Source organism: Helicobacter pylori, assembly GCF_030323545.1.
Taxonomy (GTDB): Bacteria; Campylobacterota; Campylobacteria; order Campylobacterales; family Helicobacteraceae; genus Helicobacter; species Helicobacter pylori_CO.
Genome location: NZ_CP122954.1, coordinates 1,059,259 through 1,084,610, shown reverse-complemented (window position 1 = coordinate 1,084,610; position 25,352 = coordinate 1,059,259). Strand labels below are relative to the sequence as shown.

Below are 25,352 nucleotides of genomic sequence, written 5' to 3'. Positions count from 1 at the left end.
AGGCTAAAGAATACATTGACATAGCGAGCGGTTTTCATAAGCTTTTTAAAAACGACGCTAAGATCGCAGAGAGCCTAAAGCCAGCCACCACCAAGAACTTAAGCCAAGGTTTAGCGACCACTCTAAGCGGAGCGTTAAAGTATCAATGGACTAAATTCACGCTAGGGACTTTATACCGTAACGCTCCCGATCGTATTTTAGGAGTGAAATTACCTAAAGCTTTAAACGAAGCCACCGCAGGCGCAGCGTTAAAGTATCACATTAAAAGAGCGTTAGAAAGAAGCCACACAATAAGCGAGTTTAGTAAGAATTTAGAACTAAGCGCGCAAAACGCTAAATTTAGCAACAACACGCTTAAAATCATTGAAGAGCTTACTAACGGCGTCAAAAGCGCGAGCGAAGAAATCAAAGAGAAAGCCACTAAATACGAACAAGCCTTAAAAGAATTACAAAAGATTGATGAAAGCAAGCTTACTAAAGAACAGCAACAAGTTTTAAAAGTGTTTAACGGCGAGTTGGATCAAACAGAGGTTAAAGGAATAGATTTAAACGACCTTTATCTTTTAGAACAAGGATCAAGGAATGCGGGAGCTAGAAAAATACTAAGAAAGCATTACGGAGAAGAGAACACAGGCGGACTAACTAACGATGAACTATTTAACATGAGCGAAGTAATCAAAAACGGAAGCGTGTTATTAGAGAGTTTTGAAAGGATTAAAAACGGATTTAGATATGCTTACGAATGGGATAATAACGGCGTAAAGCTTAGGTTAGTCGTAGATGATTTAAACAATGGAAATAAGATTTTTGATTTTTATAGCGATAGGAATTTTATAGATTTTAGGGATGCCAGTCTACACTCTGGAAACCATCCCCATGAACCTAATCTTACACAAAAACCGCTAATAGATCAAGAGGATTTATCAAAAACAAGCAAAGATTTAAACGAAACCACACAAAAGCCTACACCCTTAAGCCCGTTTGAACAAGCCAACGTCGAAAAGCTTGCGAAACTAGAAAGCGAAAGATTAGAAAGCGAACAAGAATTTTTAAAAGCTAAAGAGCAAGAAACAAAGCGAAAAGAGGCTTTAAAAAAGAAATTAGAACACGAGCGAGGCAATGCGGGCAATATTGAAAGTCAGACTAAAATAGAAGTAGGAGAAGATATACCAGCGAATACGCAAACGCAACTACCTAAAAGCCGAGTGAGATTGAACGAACGAGAGATTTACGATTTAGACTATGCGATCGTGAAAGCCAAAGACTTGAAACCGAGCTTTACCACAGGCGGAACGCAAAAACGCACCGACATGAACGAAAAACAGATTAAAAGCATTGCTGAGAATTTTGACCCTAAGAAGATATTTGGGAGCGGAGGTTTTGAAGATTTACCGATCATTTTAAACGACGGGCAAGTGATCGCAGGAAACCACAGAATCCAAGGCATGCTGAATTTCACGCCTAAAAGCCGTTTTGCTTACGAGAAAGCGGTCAAGGAATACTATCACATAGACTTGAAACCGGACGAGCTGTTAGTGCGAGTGCCACACAACCGACTAAACAATACCGAGATCAACAATTTAGCGGCTTCTAGCAATCAAGGACGCTTTAACAGTGAGAGCGATCATGCGATAGCGGTTTTAAGCCACTATGAACCTAAATTAAAAGAATTAGAAACCAAGTTAAACGCTGATAGCATTTATTCATTAAAAAACATTGTGGCCAAAAACCTTAATTTTGATAAGGCTACTCATCCTAATGTAGGCGATAGTAATTTAGCGTTGTTAATGTTTAACATGCCACGCACTAAAACGCAAGGGATAGAACTATTAAACCGCTGGCAGAAAGAATTTTCAAATGATATTAAAAGCTATGAAAAAGTAAAAAAAATGTTTGTAGATAACGCAGGGAGTTTTCACAATCTCATCCACGACATGAGCTTTCCTAATGTAAGCCTAAACGCTTATTTAAGCAATATTATGGATCGCAGTTTTGCGAATTTAAAGAATTATCAAACAACAAGCGAGAGCCTGAAAGATTTGAGCGAAAAATTCTATAAAACGAGTTCGTTAGAGATGTTTGAAAAGAGCGATCAAAGCACAAGCGATATCAGCGAGATTTTAGGAAGCGCGATCGCACGATTTGCGAGGTTTGATGATCCAAGTAAAGCGTTATTTGAAGCTTTAAGAAGCGATAACATTAAAAAAGGTTTGAAAGAATTTAAGATCGCAGATGAAGCTAAAGACATGTTTAACCCTGATAGTAAGGAATTTAAGGATATTGATATTTACGACTTCACGCATTACCTTTTAATGGTGAATAGAGAGCCGAACGAAAACAACCCTACTTTAAAGCGCTTGATAGAAGCCGTTCAAGACATGCAAAAAGAAAGCAAGAAAGGGATTAAAGAAGCAGTAAGCAAAACAAGCACAGAGGAAACAGAGAAAGCAATTAAAGAACGAGCCTTTAAAGTCATAGAAGACAAAGAAGCGTTTTTGAAAGATTTGAACGCTATAAAACCCATGCAATTACCGAGAGAGATTGATAGCTTTTTAAACGCTTTTAATGGGATTGAAAATAAAGAAAATTTCATTAAACATTTACAAAGCAAGCCTGATGCTAAGCACCGATTAGCTTATTTGCATTTAGTAGAACCTACCTTAAAAGAACCCGATATTACGCTTATTTTTAAAAATCAAGGTAAGGAAGTTAAAAAAGAGCATATCAAAGCCTTCCAAGGCGATCCTAAAACGATTTATTATTTTTTAGTCACACAGGATAATGATAGTAAGCTTATTACAGGATTGAAAGTTAAACCAAGTTACATTAAAGCAGAGATTGACAAGGCGGACATTATCCACTCTTTCATTCCGCAGGCAAGAACGCTTAAAGAATAAGCCGAAGGAGTGGGCTTGCATTTAAAATATAAAACAAAAATTTTAATAAGTCAAGGAGTAAGAAGAAGATGAAAAGAAAGCCGGAGCCACCCAGTCAAAAAAACCACTATGTTCACGCTTAAATTCGGAGAATCTCTGACAATAGAACACGATTGCAAGAATCTCATGGAGATTAAAATCCAAACCGATAAGGGCAGTAAGACCCTTCATTTTAAACTTCCATAACCTAAGGAATAGGATCGTTAACGGGTTAGCGCTTTGGTTAAAGCCTTTTAATTTTTTAAAAAAGAAATTTTGGTTACTCTGTTTGCATCGTTACTAGAACTCCGTTGGTTTTTAGTTTAAGCCCAGTTGGTTTTAGTGAGATTTTCTCTGATTGAAAAAAGCTTGTCTTTGACTTCGTTGCTGCTCAATTTCCTCACTTTATCCGAATTGTATTTCAAGTCCTGGCTAAGAAGAGACAACCTGTTAGACAAATCAGCAATATCCACCCTTAACCCCTCATCTCTGGCTAATTTGAGCGCGGGGATCAGATCCGTATCTTTTGAAAATATAAGAATCCTGTCAGCTATTTTTTTAAAGGCTATTCTTTGAATGTCAAGACCCATGAGCATATCCACCTGCTTTTGTTCCAATAACGCTCTATAACTCCCATCAAACTCCACTCTTATTGCGTTTAACTTAGTTCTCCCTAACCTCAATTCCACTTGATCCAATGAAGCCAGATCGTGTTGGAAATTTTCCACATCGCTATAAATCTTCTCCCATTTAGTCGCTTCACTGCTTTGTAAAATCTCTTCAATGTCGCTGCTGGTGAAGATTTTCATTTCTGTTCCCGGATTTTTTTCATTTTGGAGAGTGTCGTTCCTCTTATCCCATAACGCATGTTCAAAATCAAAGGGTGGGGTGGTATAAAAGTAAATACGACTGATCCTCTCATCATCTAGTAAAAAAGCCCTAATAGTAACGATCACATCTAAAGCGATATTATAATTAACGCATTTTGTTTGTTTAATATCGCGCCTGAAATTCTCCCAATCCACCAATATGATTGTGTTTGCTTTCATTTATTGCTCCCTTATTTATACGCTAAATTTTTTAAAAGTTCTTAATGCAATCTTGTATTTTATTCTAACAAGAAACATGGATATAATAATAGCGTTTTTTAAACCTTGCAATTAAATAATAGGAATGATTGATGCGTATTTTAGGAATAGACCCAGGCAGTAGGAAATGCGGGTATGCTATCATTTCTCACGCTTCTAACAAGCTTTCTTTAATCACGGCCGGGTTCATTAATATCACCACGACACGCTTGCAAGAACAAATCTTAGATTTGATAGAAGCCTTAGATTGCTTATTGGATCGTTACGAAGTCAATGAAGTAGCGATTGAAGATATTTTTTTTGGGTATAACCCTAAAAGCGTGATCAAGCTCGCGCAATTTAGGGGGGCGTTGTCTTTAAAGATTTTAGAAAGGATTGGTAATTTCAGCGAATACACGCCCTTACAAGTCAAAAAAGCCCTGACCGGTAACGGGAAAGCCGCTAAAGAGCAAGTGGCCTTTATGGTCAAACGCTTGCTTAATATCACAAGCGAAATCAAGCCTTTGGATATTAGCGATGCGATAGCCGTTGCTATCACGCATGCGCAACGCTTAAAGCTCCATTAACTACCATTTGTAAGCCACTTCAAAACGCGCGTTAAAACCAGGCTCTGCGATCGCTCTTTTAACAGCGTCAGTGCCTGGCATATCCGGGCTCATGACATAAGGGCTTGTTTGATCCACATAGAATTTGTTGAAAACATTATTAAACACAGCAGAAAGCAGCAAACCTTTCCAGCGGCTTTTGGTTTTAGGACTCCAATTGATATAAAAATTACTCACGCCATAGCCCGGTTTATGCATATGCACTAACCCTAATTTAGATCCGCATTTGGCTAAATCGGTAGGGGTTTTGGGTTTTTCAGCCGTCCCATAATCAGGCAAGTAAATATCAAACCCGCAATAATCTAAACCGGTAACAAAGCGGCTAAGCCATGCAAGATTGATCCCTGTTTTTGGAATGGTGTAATCCAATTTGATGATAAAAACATTACCGGTGCTTGCGGCAAGCTCATAGCTATCCGCCATTAAATACCCCATGGTGGTGGGCCAAGTGCGCGAGATCCCTACATTCAAACTCACGCCCTTGTATCTGAAAGTCCCACCCACTTCATAGCCATAAATCCTAATCGCTTGATTTAAATTGGTTACAATCAAATTTTGCGCGTATTGTGAGATGAAATTATCCAAAGCTTGATAAAACGCCGCAGCCCTCCCGCTAAAATACTGGCTTGAATAATCAATATTAAATTCAGCGTTAGAGCCCACTTCAGGCTTGATATTTTTAGCGTATCGCAAATCGTTTTGGCGCATATACACGCCATCTCCTGGCATAACCCCCCTTGTAACTTGAGAATAAGTGATTTTTAAAGATAGTGGCTCAATGGGGCTTAACACAAGAGCCGCGCTAGGGCTAAAGCCTTGAGTGTAGCGGTGGTTCCAATCTTTATCATAAAGCGTGTATGCATCCCACCTTACCCCGGCTCCAAAAGTGATGATTTTATGAGGCGAGTAGTTCGCTTGCACATAGCCTCCATAAATATTCCCGTTCGCTTTCCCTCTTTGGCATAAAGTAGGGTCATTGGGGTTATTATCCACAAGAGAGCAAGCGGTTTGTTTTTGCCCTTTATCGTCAGTATAAACTTGATTAGGCCTGTATAATTCTGATTTAGGGATGCGAGCGTCAAAAACGCTTAAATTTTGGTAGTTGAATCCGTATTCAAAAAGGCTGTCTGTGGCTTGATCAATCACATGCGCAACTTTAAGGTTTAAGCCGGTGTTGTTCAAAAACAAATCCCTAGGTTGTGAGCTTGGTTTATCCACATCTGAAAAGCTTGGGGTGCAATACCCGCCTTCCACGCATGGGTAATTTTCTTTTTCCCATGCACTCGCTAAAGAAGTGGGGAATCTAGCATAAACGCCATTAGGATCAAATAGAGGATCAAACTGAGCGTTTCTAATGCTTGTATAAAGGGTAAAATCCAATCGTGGGTCGCCAAAAGAATTTCCCGCTTCCCTTTTGTATTGTAAGGAAAGATTGTTAGCGCTATTAATAGAGTGATACAAATACCTTGTGAAACTATCTAACACATTAGGACACCCTTGAGAACTATCAGGGCTAAAAGGGGCTTCACAAGGATAGGCTAACCCTATAGCGTTACTCCTTAAAGGGCGTGTAGCGTTATCTCGTGTCATGTTCCAGCTGAAAGTGAGCGTGTCTCTGTCGCTCAAATAACCATTCATTTTAATCAAAGCGTTGTTTTGCTCGCTAGGAGTTCCTGGCTCTTTATCGGCTTGTGTGGGTTTGAAAAGGTTTTTTGTCGCTGTAGCGCCGCTTCTATAATAGAAGATGTTTTGGTGCGTATAGTAAGCGATAATATCAAAATGCGTGTTTTGATAAGCCGATCTGAAAGTCTCTCGATCGCCAAAATTGGTATAAAAACTCACCGCCCCACTAGCAGCATAATTTTTCCCCCTAGGGATAAAATCAGCCGCTCCTTTAGTCTCCATTTTAATCACTCCCGCAATCGCTCCTGGCCCCGCGCTCGCATTAGCCGCGCCTTTGGTAACTTCCACGCTTTTGAGCATGCCAGGGTCAATCACGGTGTTGCCTTGGTGGTGGTAGATATTGCCATTTTGCACAGCCCCATCCACTGTAACCCTTAAAAGCCTGTCTTCAATGCCTCTCACATAGATTTTCTGCCCCATCACACTCCCTCCGCCCACATTCACATCAGGGTTAGTCCTAAACAAGTCTTTGACTTCATTGCTTTGGCGCTGATCCAATTCTTTAGAAGTTACTTTAAACTCATTGTTGTAAGTGAAAATCCTTTTAGCTTGGGTGGTAACCTTATTTAAAGTGCGCTCCTCGCTATAGCAAGTCTCAGCGAGTAGGGGGAAACACAAAGCGTATCTAAGCTTTGGGTATGATCTTAAAAACATCCAACAACTCTCCTTAATCTAAAAATTCAAAAAATAAAAATCAAAAAAAAAAAAAAACAAAATCCACTAAAACATTGAGATAGAATAGTATAATAATTATTATTAAAACCAGATTAAAAATAAAATTTTGTTTTTAATCTTTCTTATTTTCATTAATTGTTACAAATAGAAATACTTAAGGGGTTTTTTTATTCTTAAAAAAAGGATTTTTTAAGGAAATTGAATCTTGTTAGTCTTTGTATAACAAATTATGTGATAATCACCACAAGTAATCGGCTTGGTGTCAGATTACGAAGATTTAAAATCAAATAAAGGAAAAAAGATGGTTAATAAAGATGTGAAACAAACCACTGCTTTTGGCGCTCCCGTTTGGGATGACAATAATGTGATTACGGCTGGCCCTAGAGGTCCTGTTTTATTACAAAGCACTTGGTTTTTGGAAAAATTAGCGGCGTTTGACAGAGAAAGGATCCCTGAAAGGGTGGTGCATGCTAAAGGAAGCGGAGCTTATGGCACTTTCACCGTGACTAAAGACATCACTAAATACACTAAAGCGAAAATTTTCTCTAAAGTGGGCAAAAAAACAGAATGCTTTTTCAGATTTTCTACTGTGGCTGGCGAAAGAGGCAGTGCGGATGCAGTGAGAGACCCTAGAGGTTTTGCGATGAAGTATTACACTGAAGAAGGTAACTGGGATTTAGTAGGGAACAACACGCCTGTTTTCTTTATCCGTGATGCGATCAAATTCCCTGATTTCATCCACACTCAAAAACGAGATCCTCAAACCAATTTGCCTAATCCTGACATGGTATGGGATTTTTGGAGCAATGTTCCTGAAAGCTTATACCAAGTAACATGGGTTATGAGCGATAGGGGGATTCCTAAATCTTTCCGCCACATGGATGGTTTTGGCAGCCACACTTTCAGTCTCATCAACGCGAAAGGCGAACGCTTTTGGGTGAAATTCCACTTTCACACCATGCAAGGCGTTAAGCACTTGACTAATGAAGAAGCCGCAGAAATCAGAAAGCATGATCCTGATTCCAATCAAAGGGATTTATTCGATGCGATCGCTAGAGGGGATTTCCCAAAATGGAAATTGAGCATTCAAGTGATGCCAGAAGAAGATGCTAAAAAGTATCGATTCCATCCGTTTGATGTGACTAAAATTTGGTATCTCCAAGATTATCCATTGATGGAAGTGGGCATTGTAGAGTTGAATAAAAATCCTGAAAACTATTTCGCAGAAGTGGAGCAAGCGGCATTCACTCCGGCTAATGTCGTTCCTGGAATTGGCTATAGCCCTGATAGGATGTTACAAGGACGCTTGTTCTCTTATGGAGACACACACCGCTACCGCTTAGGGGTTAATTATCCTCAGATACCGGTTAACAAACCAAGATGCCCGTTCCACTCTTCTAGCAGAGATGGTTACATGCAAAACGGGTATTACGGCTCTTTACAAAACTATACGCCTAGCTCATTGCCTGGCTATAAAGAAGATAAGAGCGCGAGGGATCCTAAGTTCAACTTAGCTCATATTGAGAAAGAGTTTGAAGTGTGGAATTGGGATTATAGAGCTGATGATAGCGATTACTACACCCAACCAGGTGATTACTACCGCTCATTGCCAGCTGATGAAAAAGAAAGGTTGCATGACACTATTGGAGAGTCTTTAGCTCATGTTACCCATAAGGAAATTGTGGATAAGCAATTGGAGCATTTCAAGAAAGCTGACCCCAAATACGCTGAGGGAGTTAAAAAAGCTCTTGAAAAACACCAAAAAATGATGAAAGACATGCATGGAAAAGACATGCACCACACAAAAAAGAAAAAGTAACCCTTTTCTTTAAGCGTTCTTATTTTTTAGGAGTGCTTTGTCTTTCAAAATTTAGGTTTTTGGATACTCATCAATCCTTTGGTGGTGTGTCCTACTTTTTCATTCATTCAACGAATTTAAAAATTACAATAAAGAGTTATAGTTATGAAACGAAGGGATTTTATTAAAACGACTGCTTTAGGCGCTACAGGTGCTGTTTTAGGAGTGCAGATTTTGCAGGCAGAAGAAAGCAAAGGGAGTGCTGCAAAATATAAAATAGAAGCTCAATACAGCATTGATTTTGATTCTGCAGAACACACTTCGCTTTTCATTCCCATGCCAAGTGTTGTAGCGAGCAATGTGCATTTACAAGGCAATCATGCCAGCTATAAAAGCATGCTCAATTTTGGGGTGCCTTATTTGCAAGTGGATTTTTTAAAAAGCGCTCAAAAAAAGCAAGTCCATTTGTCTTATGAGATCGCTAGCTATCAATTGAATGAGCGTTTGTTTGAAACGAGCGATTTTGTAGCAATGGGGCGTTATGAAAGAGACGATGCGAGCGTGGCTAACATTGCCAACCAGCTCAAGGGAACAACCCCTAAAGAAAGCGTTCGTAATTTTTATGCGTTTATCAAGCATGAGATGCCTAAGAGACAGAAGGCTTTAGAGGGTAAAGAAAATTTGCCTAAGCGTGAGAGTTTGCCTTGGTTTGCAACCATTTCACAAGAGAGCATGTTTGTGTCCTTATGCCATGCGTGTGGGATTAAAAGCGCTGAAGTGCAAGGCTTGAAACTGGGTCAAAACAGCGTAGTGAAAAACGCTCCTAGGGTAGAAGTGTATTTGAAAGATTCATTTCTAGCGTTTGATTTTCAAAATAATCACAAGGAAGTTTTTATCCCATTGAATCGCCATAAAGACATGCAGTTAGATTCTGCTTTGTTGGCGACTTTTGGCGATGCTTTCGCCCTTGTGGATGGTAGGGATTTAGGCAATTACGAGAGCAAACTTTTTGAAAAAAGAGTGTCCTATACGATTGTCTAAAGGCATGAAATTTAGAAATATTCCTTGGTAGCGGGCTTTCCTTTTTAGGGAGAGTTTGCAAAAAGGGTTTAAAGGGTTGTCTTTATGCGAGAATTTTTTAAGAAACTTGGCACAGAATACGCTTCTAAGCTGTTTTTGGTTTATTGGCTTAGGTGGATGTTGAGCGCATTGGTGATGCTGCCTTTTATGGAGATTTTCTATTATTTCAATTTTCCGTTGTGGCTCAATCTTTTCTTGGGGCAAACCATTGGAGCGGTGATTTTTTTCAAGCTAGATAAGTTGATTTTTTCTAAAAAATGACTTTACAAGCTCAAAAAGCCACTAAGCTTTTCTCACTCTTAAGCTTTTGTATTTTCCTAAGCTTTTTTGAGGAATTCAGACTTTAAAGACAAGCTCTGCCCTTCTATTTTACAATCCACATTGTGATCGCCATTGACAAGCTTGATATTTTTGATTTTGGTGCCTTTTTTAAGCACTAAAGATGAGCCTTTAACCTTTAAATCCTTAATGAGAATGACCGAGTCCCCATTTTGTAAAAGATTATTGTGGCAATCTTTAACGATCAATTCTTCATCATTAGCTTCATTTTCATTCCATTCATACAAACAGCTAGAGCAAACCAATTGCACGCCATCATGGTAGGTGTAGGCGTCGCTGCATTTAGGGCATGGGGGTAAATCTTGCATGATAGTTGTCCTTATTGTGGTATTAGGATGATGATATTACCTAAATCAAGGTTATAAAACGCTTTATTGTGATAAGTATCAACCCCATAAAATCGCATGACGAAAAATTATCACCTGCTTAGCGCAAGCTATTTAATATTTTAAAAAATTCTTTTAGCATTTTTAATGCCATCAATTTAAGTTTTTTCTGGTTAGTGTTCAAAAAGCTCTTTTTAAAAATAGGTTACTAAAAGTTATTAATAAATTAAAATTCGTTAAAATAATCATAATGATTAAAGCTTTTGACCACTATTATAGAAAAATAGCAAGAGGGTTTGTAAAAACTCTCATTAAAAACAAGGAGCAAAAAAGATGAAAAAAGCGGGCTTTCTTTTTTTAGCGGTGGTAGCTATCGCTGTTATGAGTTTAAACGCTAAAGATCCAAATGTGTTGCGTAAGATTGTTTTTGAGAAATGTTTGCCCAATTATGAAAAAAATCAGAATCCTTCGCCATGCATAGAAGTCAAACCCGATGCCGGCTATGTGGTTTTAAAAGATATTAACGGCCCGTTGCAATATTTGTTGATGCCAACAACTCACATTAGCGGTATTGAAAGCCCTTTGTTGCTTGACCTTTCAACGCCTAACTTTTTTTATTTATCCTGGCAAGCGCGGGACTTTATGGGTAAAAAATACGGCAAACCCATTCCTGATAGTGCGATTTCTTTGACGATTAACTCTCATAAGGGGCGATCGCAAAACCATTTTCATATCCATATCTCTTGTATTAGCCTTGAAGCACGCAAACAGCTGGATAATAATCTAAAAAAAATCAACAGCCGTTGGTCGCCATTATCAGGTGGCTTGAACGGGCATAAATATTTGGTGCGTCGGGTAACAGAAAGCGAATTGGCGCAAAAAAGCCCCTTTATCATGCTTGCCAAAGATATGCCTAACGCGCGTAAACGCATGGGAGACTATGGCGTGGCGGTGGTGCAACAAAGCGATAACTCCTTTGTCTTGTTAGCGACACGATTTAACCCATTAACTTCCAATCGCGCTTCAGCCGAAGAGATTCAAGATCATGAATGCGCGATTTTGCGTTAAGGTAGATTCTTAAATTTGAGCGACAACCTTTAAAAAGCGTTATGGGGGTAGTGTTACAAAACCCCCTATTTTTTTATGAATTTGACTGATCTTTTTGATTAACAAAATTTAAAATCCGCAATCAATCATTCTAAAAAGCTATTTAGGAACAACTTTTGCTTTATTTGGCATAGATTGAATTTCTTTACATTAAAGGATAACCATGCTTAGGTCTTTATGGTCTGGTGTCAATGGGATGCAAGCCCACCAAATCGCTTTGGATATTGAGAGTAATAATATTGCGAATGTGAATACCACTGGGTTTAAATATTCTAGGGCTTCTTTTGTGGATATGCTCTCTCAAGTCAAACTCATCGCTACCGCACCCTATAAAAACGGGTTAGCAGGGCAGAATGACTTTTCTGTGGGGCTTGGGGTAGGCGTGGATGCGACGACTAAAATCTTTTCACAAGGCAATATCCAAAACACAGATGTCAAAACCGATCTAGCGATTCAAGGCGATGGCTTTTTCATCATTAGCCCTGATAGGGGGATCACGCGCAATTTCACTAGAGATGGGGAGTTCCTTTTTGACTCGCAAGGGAGTTTGGTTACCACCGGCGGGCTTGTGGTGCAAGGGTGGGTGAGAAACGGGAGCGATACCGGCAATAAAGGGAGCGATACGGACGCTTTAAAAGTGGATAATACCGGTCCTTTAGAAAACATTAGAATTGATCCAGGAATGGTGATGCCAGCTAGAGCGAGTAACCGCATTTCTATGAGGGCGAATTTAAACGCTGGAAGGCATGCCGATCAAACAGCGGCGATATTTGCTTTGGATTCTTCAGCTAAAACCCCTTCAGATGGCATTAATCCGGTGTATGATTCAGGCACGAATCTTGCTCAAGTCGCCGAAGACATGGGCTCTTTATACAATGAAGATGGCGACGCTCTTTTATTGAATGAAAACCAAGGGATCTGGGTGAGCTATAAGAGCGCGAAAATGGTTAAAGACATCCTCCCTTCTGCAGAAAACAGCACGCTTGAGTTGAATGGGGTTAAGATTTCTTTCACGAACGATTCAGCGGTGAGTAGGACTTCAAGCTTAGTGGCAGCCAAAAATGCGATCAATGCGGTCAAAAGCCAAACAGGCATTGAAGCTTATTTGGACGGCAAGCAATTGCGTTTGGAAAACACTAATGAATTAGACGGCGATGAAAAGCTTAAAAACATTGTGGTTACTCAAGCTGGGACCGGAGCGTTCGCTAACTTTTTAGACGGCGATAAAGATGTAACGGCTTTCAAATACAGCTACACGCATTCTATTAGCCCTAATGCGGATATTGGGCAGTTTAGGACCACTGAAGACTTGCGCGCCTTAATCCAGCACGACGCTAATATCGTTAAAGATCCTAGTTTAGCGGACAATTACCAGGACTCAGCCGCTTCTATAGGGGTTACAATCAATCAATACGGCATGTTTGAAATCAATAATAAAGACAATAAAAATGTCATTAAAGAAAATCTTAATATCTTTGTGAGCGGGTATTCTTCAGACAGCGTAACGAACAATGTTTTGTTTAAAAACGCGATGAAAGGGCTTAATACCGCTTCTTTGATTGAAGGGGGAGCGTCAGCGAGCAGTTCTAAATTCACCCACGCTACGCATGCGACAAGCATTGATGTGATAGACAGCTTAGGCACTAAACACGCCATGCGCATTGAGTTTTATAGGAGTGGGGGAGCGGAATGGAATTTTAGGGTGATCGTGCCTGAGCCTGGGGAATTAGTAGGGGGGTCAGCGGCTAGGCCTAATGTGTTTGAGGGAGGCCGTTTGCGCTTCAATAACGACGGATCGCTTGCAGGCATGAACCCGCCTCTTTTGCAATTTGATCCTAAAAATGGCGCTGATGCCCCCCAACGCATCAATTTGGCCTTTGGTTCCTCAGGGAGTTTTGATGGGCTAACGAGCGTGGATAAGATTTCTGAAACTTATGCGATTGAGCAAAACGGCTATCAAGCGGGCGATTTGATGGATGTCCGCTTTGATTCAGACGGGGTGCTTTTAGGAGCGTTCAGTAATGGCAGGACTTTAGCGCTCGCTCAAGTGGCTTTAGCGAATTTCGCTAACGATGCGGGCTTACAGGCTTTAGGCGGGAATGTCTTTTCTCAAACCGGAAACTCAGGGCAAGCCTTAATCGGCGCGGCTAATACGGGGCGTAGGGGTTCGATTTCAGGATCTAAACTAGAGTCTAGTAATGTGGATTTGAGCCGGAGCTTAACGAATTTGATTGTGGTTCAAAGGGGGTTTCAAGCGAACTCTAAAGCGGTAACCACATCCGATCAAATCCTTAACACCCTATTGAATCTTAAGCAATAAACTAAAAGATTACTCTAATACAATATAATAGGGGCTAATTTAAAGATTAAGGTTTAGCATGCATGAATACTCGGTCGTTTCTTCTTTAATCGCTCTTTGCGAAGAGCATGCGAAGAAAAATCAAGCCCATAAGATTGAAAGAGTTGTGGTCGGTATTGGTGAAAGAAGCGCTATGGATAAGAGCTTGTTTGTGAGCGCGTTTGAGACTTTTAGAGAAGAATCTTTGGTGTGTAAAGACGCTGTTTTAGACATTGTAGATGAAAAGGTTGAATTAGAATGCAAGGATTGTTCGTATGTTTTTAAGCCTAACGCGCTAGATTATGGGGTGTGTGAGAAATGCCACAGCAAGAATGTCATTATCACTCAAGGCAATGAAATGCGTTTGTTGTCTTTAGAAATGTTAGCGGAATAAAAACCGATGCAAGAAGAATTGAACGCTTACCAGCAAGAAATTAAAGACACCAGAGAAGTTTTAAAAAAAACCCGTTTGGAATTGAAGCAAGTCCAAGAAATCTTGCGTAAGAAAAAGAGCGCTTTAAAAGGTTTGAAGCAAGAAATCTATCAAAAAAAATTAGAAAAAGAAAACTTCCGCTTAAACAAAGAAACGCAAAATACAGAAGAGGATGTGATTTTCCCTAAAGCCCTTGAAGAAGTGGAGGTTCACACTAATGACAATCAGGTTATAATGGCAAAACCAAGCAAGCGCGTGTTTGATGAAGGGCTTTATTTGCAATACCGCAGCGTTTTGCGCGAAAACAGGCTTTTAAAAAACCATCTCTCTAAAAAAGATTTTGAAAATTCGTTGCTCAAAATTGAATTAAGGGATTTGCATAAAGAAATCAAGCTCTATCAAGTCCAAAACCTTTTGAAAGACAAATAATGCCCACGATTTTAGTGAGCGCTTTAGAAGCGAGTTCTAATGCGCATTTAGAGGAATTACGCCGCAATTTGCCTAAAGATTATCGTTTTATTGGCGTGTTTGAAGGCAAAGACGCACTCTATAGCCCTAGGGAATTTTCTATCATGGGTTTTAGAGATGTGATAGGCCGTTTGGGGTTTTTACTCAAAGCCCATAAAGAAATGGTTCAATTAGCCAAACAAGCGGATATGGTGCTTTTAATGGATTCTTCTTCTTTCAATATCCCTCTAGCCAAAAAAATCAAAAAACAAGATCCGCATAAAAAAATCATGTATTATATTTTACCGCAAGTTTGGGCATGGAAAAAATGGCGCGCTAAAAGCCTTGAAAAATACTGCGATTTTTTGGGAGCGATTTTGCCTTTTGAAGTGGGCTATTACCAAAAAAAGGCTCAATATGTAGGACACCCTTTATTAGATGAAATTAAATACTATAAAAAAGATATTAAGGGCGAAACTTTAGTGTTTATGCCAGGAAGCCGAAAAAGCGAAATCGTTAAAATGTTCCCTTTGTTTGTCAAAGCGGCTCAAATTTTAGAACAAAACGAAGGGTTTAAAAGGCGTGTGCTGGTCGTGCCGAGTTTCTTTAAGGGGTTGGATTTGAAAGCCCTTTATGGAGAAGACATTGAATTGTTTGAAATTTCTTATGATGCGCATAAAAGTTTATTTGAAGCGGAATTTGCGTTCATTTGCAGCGGCACAGCGACTTTAGAGGCCGCTTTGATTGGCACGCCTTTTGTGTTAGCGTATAGGGCTAAAACGATGGATTTTTTGATCGCTAGAATGCTTGTCAATTTGCATTATATAGGTTTAGCGAATATCTTTTATAACGCCTTAAATAATGAAACTCCAGGGCTTGGGGAGAGCCAATTACACCCGGAATTGATCCAGCATTTTTTGAGCGTAGAGGGTTTGTTAAAAGCGTATAAAGAAATGGACAGAGAGCGCTATTTTAAAGAAAGTTTGAGATTAAGGGAATATTTAGCCAGTGGGAGCGCGAGAAAAGTCGCTAATGAAATGGCTTTTTTGCTGAATTTAACTTAATTTTTACTATAATCTCTACTGAATAAGCTTAGGAGATTAAATGAATAAAGAACCTATGAGTATGCATGGATACAATAAAATTTGCGCGGAATTGAAGCAATTAAAAGAGGTGGAACGGCCTAATATTGTGAAAGAAATTGATATTGCTAGGGGGCATGGGGATTTGAAAGAAAACGCTGAATACCATGCCGCTAAAGAAAAACAACGCTTCATTGAAGCGAGGATCGTGGATTTAAGCGAAATTGTCGCCAACGCTCAAGTGATTGATCCGAGCGTTTTAGCCCATAATAAAGTGAGTTTTGGCAGCACGATTAAAATCCTTAATTTGGATAACGATAAAGAGTTTTCTTACACGATAGTAGGGAGCGTGGAGAGCGATCCAGCTAAAGGGTTAATCTCTTTTGGTTCGCCGATCGCTAAGAGTTTGATAGGTAAGAGCAAGGGCGATGCGGTGAGCATTCAATTGCCTAATGGCGAGAGCGATTTTGAAATTTTAGACATTTATTATAAAGAGATTTGTTTTGATGAAAATTAAAATCCAAAAAATCCACCCAAACGCCCTTATCCCTAAATACCAAACCGAGGGTTCTTCAGGCTTTGATTTGCATGCTGTAGAAGAAGTAATGATCAAATCTCATAGCGTGGGCTTGGTGAAAATAGGGATTTGTTTGTCTTTAGAAGTGGGGTATGAATTGCAAGTGCGCACCCGTAGCGGCTTGGCTTTGAATCATCAGGTGATGGTGTTAAATTCTCCTGGCACGGTGGATAATGATTATAGGGGCGAAATTAAGGTCATTTTAGCGAATTTGAGCGATAAAGATTTTAAAGTTCAAGTAGGGGATAGGATCGCTCAAGGGGTGGTTCAAAAAACTTATAAAGCCGAATTTATAGAATGCGAACAATTAGATGAAACTTCAAGGGGTAGTGGGGGCTTTGGCAGCACAGGAGTGAGTAAGGCATGAGTATTAAGGAAAATTTAGAGCAAGTTAAAAACGAATTTAAAAGCGATGAAAAGCTTTTAGAAGGAGCGTTTAGATTAGAAAAGTTTTTCAAACGCTACAAGTGGGTGTTGTTGTTTATCGTGGTGGCTTTCATCGCTTATTTAGGGGATACAAAATTACAAGATTATAAGCATGAGCAAACTAGAGAGCGGATCACTCAAATTTATAATGAAGTGCTAGAGAGTCCTAATAATATAGCTTTGCAAAAAAGATTGAAAGAAGTCGCCCCAGAGTTGTATGACTTGTATCAGTTCGCCAGAGCGAGTGAGAGAAACGATGCAAACGAGTTTAAAAGGCTTTCGCAATCTTCTAATGAAGTCGTTAAAGCGTTTGCCAAATATTCTTACGCATCGCTCTCTAGAGATAAAAACTTGCTTGAAAAAAGCCCCATTCTTAAAGAAATGAGCGCTTTACAAGAAGTGAACTTGTTGTATGAAGAAAATTCTAAAGACGCGATCAAAAAAGCGCATCAAAGTTTATCCACTATCCCTCTAAGTTCTTCACTCTATGCTATAATCTCTGTTTTAAAACATTATGGAATGTTAGAAGATATTCAACAAAACCCTTCCAAACCAACTAATCTAAAAAAAGAAACCATTCAAGGAACGCATTGATTTGATGAACAAACCATTTTTAATCTTACTCATAGCCCTAATTGTCTTTAGCGGCTGTAACATGAGAAAATACTTCAAACCCGCTAAACACCAAATTAAAGGCGAAGCGTATTTCCCTAACCATTTGCAAGAAAGCATCGTTTCGTCTAATCGTTATGGAGCCATTTTGAAAAATGGAGCGGTTATAGGCGATAAAGGTTTAACGCAGCTAAGAATCGGTAAGAATTTCAATTACGAAAGCAGTTTTTTAAATGAGAGTCAAGGGTTTTTCATCCTTGCTCAAGATTGTTTGAACAAGATTGATAAAAAAACAAGCAAAAGCAAGGTGGCTAAGACTGAAGAAACGGAATTGAAATTAAAGGGCGTTGAAGCAGAAGTCCAAGATAAAGTCTGCCATCAAGTGGAATTGATTAGCAGTAACCCTAACGCCAGCCAGAAATCCATCATTATTCCTTTGGAAACTTTTGCCTTGAGCGCGAGCGTTAAAGGGAATCTTTTAGCGGTGGTGTTAGCGGACAATTCAGCGAATTTATACGACATCACTTCTCAAAAATTGCTTTTTAGTGAGAAAGGTTCCCCAAGCGCCACGATCAATTCTTTAATGGCAATGCCTATTTTTATGGATACGGTCGTGGTGTTCCCTATGCTAGATGGGCGCTTGTTGGTCGTGGATTATGTGCATGGAAACCCTACGCCTATTAGAAACATTGTTATCAGCAGCGATAAGTTTTTTAACAATATCACTTACCTTATCGTAGATGGCAATAACATGATCGCTTCTACAGGGAAAAGGATACTCTCAGTCGTGAGCGGTCAAGAGTTCAACTATGATGGGGATATTGTGGATTTGCTTTATGATAAGGGGACTTTATACGTGCTGACTTTAGACGGGCAGATTTTGCAAATGGATAAGAGTTTGAGGGAATTAAACAGCGTGAAACTGCCCTTTGCTTCGCTCAATACGATTGTATTAAACCATAATAAATTGTATTCTTTAGAAAAGCGTGGGTATGTGATAGAAGTGGATTTGAATGATTTTGATTCGTATAATGTCTATAAAACGCCAACTATAGGCAGTTTTAAGTTTTTTTCATCTAATCGTTTGGATAAAGGGGTGTTTTATGATAAAAATCGGGTGTATTATGATCGCTACTATTTAGATTATAATGATTTTAAACCAAAACTTTATCCCGTTGTGGAAAAACCGGCATCTAAAAAATCTCAAAAAGGCGAAAAAGGAAACACTCCCATTTATTTGCAAGAAAGGCATAAAGTTAAAGAAAAGCCTTTAGAAGAAAACAAAGTTAAGCCAAGAAATAGCGGGTTTGAAGAAGAAGAAGTTAAAACCAGAAGGCGTGATATGGAGCCTATTGACAATCAAAATAACGCTATCCAAAAAGGTGTAAAAGAAAATCAAGAAAACAAAAACGCTCCTAAAGAGAACAACGCTTCTAAAGAAGAGAAAAAACCAAATTCTAAAGAAGAAAAACGCCGCTTGAAAGAAGAAAAGAAAAAAGCCAAAGCCGAACAAAGAGCGAGAGAATTTGAACAAAGAGCGAAAGAGCAGCAAGAAAGAGATGAAAAAGAGCTTGAAGAAAAAAGAAAAGCTTTAGAAATGAATAAGAAGTAGGCCTATGTCAGCTAGGCAATCTTTTACAGATTTGAAAAACCTGGTTTTATGCGATATAGGCAATACGCGCATCCATTTCGTGCAAAACTATCAGCTCTTTTCAAGCGCTAAAGAAGATTTAAAGCGTTTGGGTATTCAAAAGGAAATTTTTTACATTAGCGTGAATGAAGAAAATGAAAAAGCCCTTTTGGATTGTTACCCTAACGCTAAAAATATTGCAGGATTTTTTCATTTAGAAACCGACTATATAGGGCTTGGGATAGACCGGCAAATGGCGTGTTTAGCGGTAAATAATGGCGTGGTGGTGGATGCTGGGAGCGCGATTACGATTGATTTAATTAAAGAGGGCAGGCATTTAGGAGGGTGTATTTTACCCGGTTTAGCCCAATATACCCATGCGTATAAAAAAAGCGCTAAAATCTTAGATCAACCTTTCAAGGCCTTAGATTCTTTAGAAGTTTTACCTAAAAACACTAGAGACGCTGTGAATTACGGCATGATTTTAAGCGTCATCTCTTGTATCCAACATTTAGCCAAAAATCAAAAAATCTATCTTTGTGGGGGCGATGCGAAGTATTTGAGCGCGTTTTTACCCCATTCTGTTTGCAAGGAGCGCTTGGTTTTTGATGGGATGGAAATCGCTCTTAAAAAAGCAGGGATACTAGAATGCAAATGATGCAGAATTTGAGTTTTTTGGGCATGTTTTTAGCCGCTTTGAGCATGTCTTTAGGGCATTGTGTGGGCATGTGTGGGGGGATTGTGAGCGCGTTTAGTCAAATAAGATTTTCTAAAGTTACGAGCTTTTCTTACCAGCTCACTTGCCATGCCCTTTATAATTTAGGGAGGATCAGCACCTACATGCTTTTAGGGGCTATAGTGGCAGGTTTAGGGCATAGTCTTAGTGTGAGCATGGGTTTTAGGGGTGTTTTATTGATGAGTATGGGAGTTGTTTTAATCCTTTTAGCGCTCTTGGGAGCTAAAGTGGAAAAATTAAGCTTTCAAATCCCTTTCATCTCTTTTTTGATGAAAAAAACCTTGCAATCTCAAAACATTCTAGGGCTGTATTTTTTAGGCGTGCTGAACGGGTTTTTACCTTGCATGATGGTGTATTCGTTTTTAGCGAGCGTGATTCTCAGTCATAGCGCGTTTATGGGAGCGATGCTAGGCCTTTCTTTTGGGCTTGGCACCAGCGTGCCGTTGTTTTTAATGGGGGTTTTTTTAAGCAAAATTTCCATTTCTTACAGGAAATTTTTCAATCTTTTGTCTAAAGGTTTAATGGGGGTTTTTGGGCTTTATGTCCTTTATATGGGGATCATGCTCATTAACCACAAAATGTCTCATGTGATGCATCATCAAAACAACACCACTCAGCATGATCATAAGGAAACGCATTCGCATGAACACTAACAAAGCCCTTTTTTTGGACAGAGACGGCATTATCAATATTGATAAAGGCTATGTGAGTCAAAAAAAAGATTTTGAGTTTCAAAAAGGGATTTTTGAATTACTAAACCATGCGAAATCTTTAGGCTACAAACTGCTTTTAATCACCAACCAATCTGGGATCAACCGGGGCTATTACACCCTTAAAGATTTTGAACAACTCACCGAATACCTCCAAGAAAGCTTGCTCAAAGAATTAGGTTTTAATTTGGATGGCATCTATTTTTGCAGGCACGCCCCAGAAGAAAATTGCGCTTGCAGGAAGCCAAAGCCCTCTTTGATTTTGCAAGCCGCTAAAGAGCATCAAATTTGCTTGGAGCAATCTTTTATGATAGGCGATAAGGAGAGTGACATGTTAGCCGGCTTGAACGCTAAAGTTAAAATAAACCTTTTATTGGCCACAAATTTTGTAAAAACTTCTCATTCTTGGATACAATGTAAAGATCTTAAAGAGATGATCAATTGGATTAAATAAGGATAGTGATGCGTTATATTGATGATGAATTAGAAAATCAAACCATTTTAATCACCGGTGGGGCTGGCTTTGTGGGTAGTAATTTAGCCTTTTATTTTCAAGAGAACCACCCTAAAGCTAAAGTAATCATTTTAGATAAGTTTCGCAGTAACACGCTCTTTAATAATAACCGCCCCAGTTCTTTAGGGCATTTTAAGAATTTAATCGGTTTTAAGGGTGAGGTGATTGTAGCTGATATTAATAACCCCTTAGATTTAAGGCGTTTAGAAAAATTGCATTTTGATTATTTGTTCCACCAAGCCGCTGTTTCTGATACGACCATGCTGGATCAAGAATTAGTGATGAAAACCAATTATCAGGCTTTTTTAAACCTTTTAGAAATCGCTCGCTCAAAAAAGGCTAAAGTGGTTTACGCTTCTTCAGCGGGCGTTTATGGCAACACCAAAGCCCCCAATGTGGTAGGCTCAAACGAAAGCCCTGAAAACGTTTATGGCTTTTCCAAGCTTTGCATGGACGAATTGGTCCTCTCCCATTCAAATGACAATATTCAAGTGGGCTTAAGGTATTTTAATGTCTATGGGCCTAGGGAATTTTATAAAGAGAAAACCGCTTCTATGATCTTGCAACTCGCCTTAGGCGTAATGGCGTTTAAGGAAGTCAAACTTTTTGAATTTGGCGAGCAATTAAGGGATTTTGTCTATATTGAAGATGTGATCCAAGCGAATGTGAAAGCGATGAAGGCTCAAAAAAGCGGGGTTTATAATGTGGGTTATTCCCAAGCCAGAAGTTATAATGAAATCGTTAGCATTTTAAAAGAGCATTTAGGGGATTTTAAAGTAACTTATATCAAAAACCCTTACTGCTTCTTCCAAAAGCACACCCAAGCACACATTGAACCTGCTATTTTGGATTTGGATTACACCCCTTTATACGATTTAGAAAGCGGTATTAAAGATTATTTGCCCCATATCCATGCGGTTTTTAAAGAACAGCACGCATGAAAAAAATCCTAGTCGTAGGCGATCTGATCGCTGATTATTACCTGTGGGGGAAGAGCGAAAGGCTTTCGCCTGAAGCCCCTGTGCCTGTTTTAGAAGTCAAAAAAGAAAGCAAGAATTTAGGCGGAGCGGCCAATGTGGCTAATAACCTTACCTCTTTAAAAGCTAAAGTTTTTTTATGTGGGGTAGTGGGCGATGATTTAGAGGGCAAGCATTTCATTAGCGCTTTAAAAACAAGAGGGATTGACACTTCAGGCGTCTTAATAGATAAAACCCGTTGCACCACGCTTAAAACGCGCATCATCGCGCAAAACCAGCAAATCGTGCGCGTGGATAAGGAAATCAAAGACCCCTTAAACGCTGATTTAAGAAAAAAACTTTTAGATTTTTTCACAGAAAAAATTAAAGAAATAGATGGCGTTATCCTTTCAGATTACAATAAGGGCGTGTTGGATTTTGAACTCACTCAAAAAATGATCGCTCTAGCCAACAAACACCACAAGCTCATTTTATGCGACCCTAAAGGAAAGGATTATAGCAAATATTCCCATGCGAGTTTGATCACGCCTAATCGCGCTGAATTAGAGCAAGCGCTCCATTTGAAATTAGACAGCCATGCGAATTTATCAAAAGCGCTCCAAATCTTAAAAGAAACTTATCAAATCGCTATGCCTTTAGTAACCTTGAGCGAACAAGGCATCGCTTTTTTAGAAAAAGGCGAGTTAGTCAATTGCCCCACTATCGCTAAAGAAGTTTATGATGTAACGGGGGCAGGCGATACGGTGATCGCGTCTTTAACGCTTTCTTTATTAGAATCAAAGAGCCTAAAAGATGCTTGCGAGTTTGCCAATGCGGCTGCGGCGGTGGTGGTGGGTAAAATGGGGAGCGCGTTAGCGAGTTTAGAAGAAATCGCTTTGATTTTAAACCAAACGCACCCTAAAATCCTTTCTTTAGAAAAGCTGTTAGAAACTTTAGATCAGCAAAAAATCGTTTTCACCAATGGCTGTTTTGACCTCCTCCATAAAGGGCATGCGAGTTATTTGCAAAAGGCTAAAGCTTTAGGGGATATTCTCATTGTGGGGTTAAATAGCGACGCTTCTATTAAAAGGCTTAAGGGGGATAAACGCCCCATAGTGAGCGAAAAAGACAGAGCGTTTCTTTTGGCGAGTTTGTCTTGCGTGGATTATGTCGTGGTGTTTGAAGAAGACACACCAATCAAATTGATTCAAGCCCTAAGGCCTGATATTTTAGTCAAGGGAGCGGACTATCTCAATCAAGAAGTCGTAGGGAGCGAGTTTGCTAAAGAAACCCGCTTGATGGAGTTTGAAGAAGGTTATTCCACGAGCGCTATCATAGAAAAAATTAAAAGGACATGCAATGATTGATGGTTTAATTAAAAAAGAATTTTTAGCCCATAAGGAAGCGTTAGAAAAAAGTTTAGAGAATTTGCAAGAAGCGTTAAAACAAAGCGTTCATCTTTTGATAGAAACTTTAGAAAATCAAGGGAAAATCCTTATTTGCGGTAACGGGGGGAGCGCTAGCGATGCGCAACATTTTGCCGCTGAATTGACTGGGCGCTATAAATTGGAAAGGAAAGGCTTGAGCGCCTTAAGTTTAAGCACGGATACCTCAGCTCTTACCGCCATTGCGAACGATTATGGTTATGAAGAAGTGTTTGCCAGACAAGTGGAAGCGTTGGGGGTAAAAAACGATGTTTTGATAGGGATTTCTACAAGCGGTAATTCCAAAAATGTCCTGAAAGCTTATGAAAAAGCTAAAGATTTAGGGATGAAAACGCTTAGTTTAGCGGGGCGTGATGGGGGGAAAATGAAGCCTTTAAGCGATGTCGCTTTGATTGTCCCTAGCGATGATACCCCACGGATCCAAGAAATGCACATTCTTATGATCCACATCTTATGCGATTGCATTGAAAGGCATTTCGCTCGTAAAAATTAAATTCAAAGGCTATGCGCTTGAATTTAAAAAGAAAACGATCCTACGAGATGAGAATAAAAAAAGGATTAAGAAACAACAAAAATCCAAGTCAAAGCAAATCGCTTGAAAAACAAGTTGAAGACTATTTTTTCTGCCTTTGCTTTCGTTTCATCAATTTTTTTAGATTGCGTCCCCGTTGAAAATTGAATTTTTTACAATAACATAATCAACTTTTCGAATCGCTTCAAGGTCTCTTCCGCCTGCATAAGAAATTGAAGATTGCAAATCTTGATGCATTTCAATCAGCGTATCTTTTAATGATCCTTTATGCTGGATCCAAATTTTCTTACCTTCAATATTTTTCTTTTCACCTTTTTGGAACTCTGAAGCTGAACCGAAATATTCTTTATATGCGATACCATTTTCTATTTTTGTTTCTCCAGATGATTCTTCATGCCCTGCAAAAAGCGAGCCAATCATGACCATTGTCGCGCCAAAGCGTATTGATTTCGCAATATCGCCATGCGTGCGGATGCCACCATCTGCAATAATCGGTTTTCTTGCTGCTTTAGCACACCATCTAAGGGCCGCTAGTTGCCAACCACCCGTGCCAAAGCCTGTTTTGATTTTAGTGATACACACTTTTCCAGGCCCGATGCCAACTTTTGTAGCGTCAGCACCGGCGTTCTCTAATTCACGGACTGCTTCTGGTGTGCCAACATTCCCGGCAATCACAAAAGTTTCTGGCAAATGCGTTTTGATGTGTTGGATCATTTCAATGACAGAATTTGAATGGCCATGTGCAATATCGATCGTGATATAATCTGGTGCTAATTTTTGTTTGGCCAACTCTTCTATAAAAAGATATTCTTCCTTTTTCACCCCAACGCTGATGGAGCTGATCCATTGGCGTTCCTTCATTTTTTTGACAAACGGGATTCTTGTTGCTCCATCAAAACGGTGCATGATGTAGAAATAGCTATTTTCCGCTAGAAATTCTGCGATCGAGTCGTTGATGATTGTTTGCATGTTTGCTGGAACTACGGGCATTTTAAATGCGTGTTTGCCTAAGGTAACGGTCGTATCACACTCTGAACGGCTATTCACAATGCATTTATTAGGAATGAGCTGGATGTCTTCGTAATCAAATATTTTCAATGACACGATCCTTTTTTTGCTTTAAAACATTATTTTTACCTTAATTTGAATAAAAAATCAAGAGAAAAAATTAAATAAACTCGGACAAGATTTGATCGTCAAAGATCTTACAGATAACCATAATAAGCAAGGGATACAATATTGTAAAGAAAACGCTACAATAAGCTTTCTATAAGTCTGATCACAAAAAATAAGGAAAT

General features: G+C 39.3%; 23 protein-coding genes and 1 pseudogene. 20 read left to right on the top strand and 4 right to left on the bottom strand.

Annotated elements, in window-relative coordinates:
* Window positions 1–62 precede the first annotated feature (62 nt).
* Window positions 63–2,897 carry a DUF3519 domain-containing protein gene (locus QAP06_RS05130; protein WP_434059344.1) on the top strand — a complete coding sequence of 945 codons (2,835 nt, stop codon included), beginning with the start codon at window positions 63–65 and terminating at the stop codon, window positions 2,895–2,897.
* Between the two features lie 341 nt (window positions 2,898–3,238).
* On the opposite strand, the gene QAP06_RS05125 is transcribed toward QAP06_RS05130, so the two are convergent.
* Window positions 3,239–3,964: an NYN domain-containing protein gene (locus QAP06_RS05125; RefSeq protein WP_000646762.1), complete on the bottom strand. Its 726-nt coding sequence runs from the start codon at window positions 3,962–3,964 to the stop codon at window positions 3,239–3,241.
* Between the two features lie 131 nt (window positions 3,965–4,095).
* On the opposite strand from QAP06_RS05125, the gene ruvC reads away from it, so the two are divergent.
* A complete protein-coding gene (gene ruvC, locus QAP06_RS05120; protein WP_001221153.1) occupies window positions 4,096–4,569 on the top strand; it encodes a crossover junction endodeoxyribonuclease RuvC in 474 nt (157 codons plus the stop codon).
* Here the strand turns inward: ruvC and QAP06_RS05115 are convergent, their stop codons facing one another.
* On the bottom strand, window positions 4,570–6,945 hold the full coding sequence (locus QAP06_RS05115; protein WP_286465179.1) for a TonB-dependent receptor: 2,376 nt from the start codon (window positions 6,943–6,945) through the stop codon (window positions 4,570–4,572).
* A gap of 322 nt (window positions 6,946–7,267) precedes the next feature.
* Here QAP06_RS05115 and QAP06_RS05110 point away from each other — a divergent pair, with 322 nt between their 5' ends.
* From QAP06_RS05110 to QAP06_RS05100, 3 genes are all read left to right on the top strand, one after another.
* Window positions 7,268–8,785 carry a catalase gene (locus QAP06_RS05110; protein ID WP_024421821.1) on the top strand — a complete coding sequence of 506 codons (1,518 nt, stop codon included), beginning with the start codon at window positions 7,268–7,270 and terminating at the stop codon, window positions 8,783–8,785.
* Window positions 8,786–8,929: 144 nt separating this feature from the next.
* Window positions 8,930–9,805, top strand: a complete 876-nt coding sequence (locus QAP06_RS05105; protein ID WP_286465175.1) for a twin-arginine translocation signal domain-containing protein — start codon at window positions 8,930–8,932, stop codon at window positions 9,803–9,805.
* A gap of 84 nt (window positions 9,806–9,889) precedes the next feature.
* Window positions 9,890–10,105 carry a hypothetical protein gene (locus QAP06_RS05100; protein WP_001206520.1) on the top strand — a complete coding sequence of 72 codons (216 nt, stop codon included), beginning with the start codon at window positions 9,890–9,892 and terminating at the stop codon, window positions 10,103–10,105.
* A 56-nt stretch (window positions 10,106–10,161) separates the two neighbouring features.
* Here QAP06_RS05100 and QAP06_RS05095 read toward each other — a convergent pair whose 3' ends face one another.
* Complete coding sequence (locus tag QAP06_RS05095; protein WP_140471426.1) at window positions 10,162–10,491, bottom strand: zinc ribbon domain-containing protein YjdM; 330 nt, start codon at window positions 10,489–10,491, stop codon at window positions 10,162–10,164.
* Between the two features lie 268 nt (window positions 10,492–10,759).
* Here QAP06_RS05095 and cdh point away from each other — a divergent pair.
* The 15 genes and pseudogenes from cdh to gmhA all read left to right on the top strand — a co-directional run bounded on the left by cdh (window position 10,760) and on the right by gmhA (window position 24,015).
* Window positions 10,760–11,577: pseudogene (gene cdh, locus QAP06_RS05090) on the top strand (CDP-diacylglycerol diphosphatase).
* 202 nt (window positions 11,578–11,779) lie between these two features.
* Window positions 11,780–13,936, top strand: a complete 2,157-nt coding sequence (gene flgE, locus QAP06_RS05085; protein WP_000946404.1) for a flagellar hook protein FlgE — start codon at window positions 11,780–11,782, stop codon at window positions 13,934–13,936.
* Between the two features lie 58 nt (window positions 13,937–13,994).
* Window positions 13,995–14,348, top strand: a complete 354-nt coding sequence (gene hypA, locus QAP06_RS05080) for a hydrogenase/urease nickel incorporation protein HypA (RefSeq protein WP_286465171.1) — start codon at window positions 13,995–13,997, stop codon at window positions 14,346–14,348.
* Window positions 14,349–14,354: 6 nt separating this feature from the next.
* On the top strand, window positions 14,355–14,816 hold the full coding sequence (gene mua, locus QAP06_RS05075; protein ID WP_286465169.1) for a nickel-binding protein Mua: 462 nt from the start codon (window positions 14,355–14,357) through the stop codon (window positions 14,814–14,816).
* The gene (lpxB, locus tag QAP06_RS05070; RefSeq protein ID WP_286465167.1) at window positions 14,816–15,898 is read left to right on the top strand and encodes a lipid-A-disaccharide synthase; all 1,083 of its coding nucleotides are present in this window, start codon (window positions 14,816–14,818) and stop codon (window positions 15,896–15,898) included. Before mua ends, lpxB begins: the two co-directional genes overlap by 1 nt.
* A 40-nt stretch (window positions 15,899–15,938) precedes the next feature.
* Window positions 15,939–16,433 (top strand): transcription elongation factor GreA, encoded by a 495-nt coding sequence (gene greA, locus QAP06_RS05065; RefSeq protein ID WP_001031343.1) that lies wholly within the window; start codon window positions 15,939–15,941, stop codon window positions 16,431–16,433.
* Window positions 16,423–16,860 (top strand): dUTP diphosphatase, encoded by a 438-nt coding sequence (gene dut, locus QAP06_RS05060; RefSeq protein WP_000694164.1) that lies wholly within the window; start codon window positions 16,423–16,425, stop codon window positions 16,858–16,860. Before greA ends, dut begins: the two co-directional genes overlap by 11 nt.
* Entirely contained in the window at window positions 16,857–17,513 is a 657-nt protein-coding gene (locus tag QAP06_RS05055; protein ID WP_000022988.1) for a tetratricopeptide repeat protein, read from the top strand. The genes dut and QAP06_RS05055 overlap by 4 nt, the downstream gene beginning before the upstream one ends.
* A gap of 4 nt (window positions 17,514–17,517) precedes the next feature.
* Window positions 17,518–19,143 carry a plasminogen-binding protein PgbB gene (gene pgbB, locus QAP06_RS05050; protein WP_286465165.1) on the top strand — a complete coding sequence of 542 codons (1,626 nt, stop codon included), beginning with the start codon at window positions 17,518–17,520 and terminating at the stop codon, window positions 19,141–19,143.
* Window positions 19,144–19,147: 4 nt separating this feature from the next.
* The gene (locus QAP06_RS05045; protein WP_286465163.1) at window positions 19,148–19,819 is read left to right on the top strand and encodes a type III pantothenate kinase; all 672 of its coding nucleotides are present in this window, start codon (window positions 19,148–19,150) and stop codon (window positions 19,817–19,819) included.
* Complete coding sequence (locus QAP06_RS05040) at window positions 19,810–20,550, top strand: sulfite exporter TauE/SafE family protein (RefSeq protein WP_286465161.1); 741 nt, start codon at window positions 19,810–19,812, stop codon at window positions 20,548–20,550. The genes QAP06_RS05045 and QAP06_RS05040 overlap by 10 nt, the downstream gene beginning before the upstream one ends.
* Complete coding sequence (gmhB, locus tag QAP06_RS05035; RefSeq protein ID WP_286465159.1) at window positions 20,540–21,061, top strand: D-glycero-beta-D-manno-heptose 1,7-bisphosphate 7-phosphatase; 522 nt, start codon at window positions 20,540–20,542, stop codon at window positions 21,059–21,061. The genes QAP06_RS05040 and gmhB overlap by 11 nt, the downstream gene beginning before the upstream one ends.
* 8 nt (window positions 21,062–21,069) lie before the next feature.
* A complete protein-coding gene (gene rfaD / locus QAP06_RS05030) occupies window positions 21,070–22,062 on the top strand; it encodes an ADP-glyceromanno-heptose 6-epimerase (RefSeq protein ID WP_286465156.1) in 993 nt (330 codons plus the stop codon).
* Window positions 22,059–23,444, top strand: a complete 1,386-nt coding sequence (rfaE1, locus tag QAP06_RS05025) for a D-glycero-beta-D-manno-heptose-7-phosphate kinase (RefSeq protein ID WP_286465154.1) — start codon at window positions 22,059–22,061, stop codon at window positions 23,442–23,444. The genes rfaD and rfaE1 overlap by 4 nt, the downstream gene beginning before the upstream one ends.
* Window positions 23,437–24,015 (top strand): D-sedoheptulose 7-phosphate isomerase, encoded by a 579-nt coding sequence (gmhA, locus tag QAP06_RS05020; RefSeq protein WP_286465150.1) that lies wholly within the window; start codon window positions 23,437–23,439, stop codon window positions 24,013–24,015. Before rfaE1 ends, gmhA begins: the two co-directional genes overlap by 8 nt.
* Window positions 24,016–24,174: 159 nt before the next feature.
* Here gmhA and guaC read toward each other — a convergent pair whose 3' ends face one another.
* The gene (gene guaC, locus QAP06_RS05015; RefSeq protein ID WP_286465147.1) at window positions 24,175–25,152 is read right to left on the bottom strand and encodes a GMP reductase; all 978 of its coding nucleotides are present in this window, start codon (window positions 25,150–25,152) and stop codon (window positions 24,175–24,177) included.
* Between the last annotated feature and the right edge of the window lie 200 nt (window positions 25,153–25,352).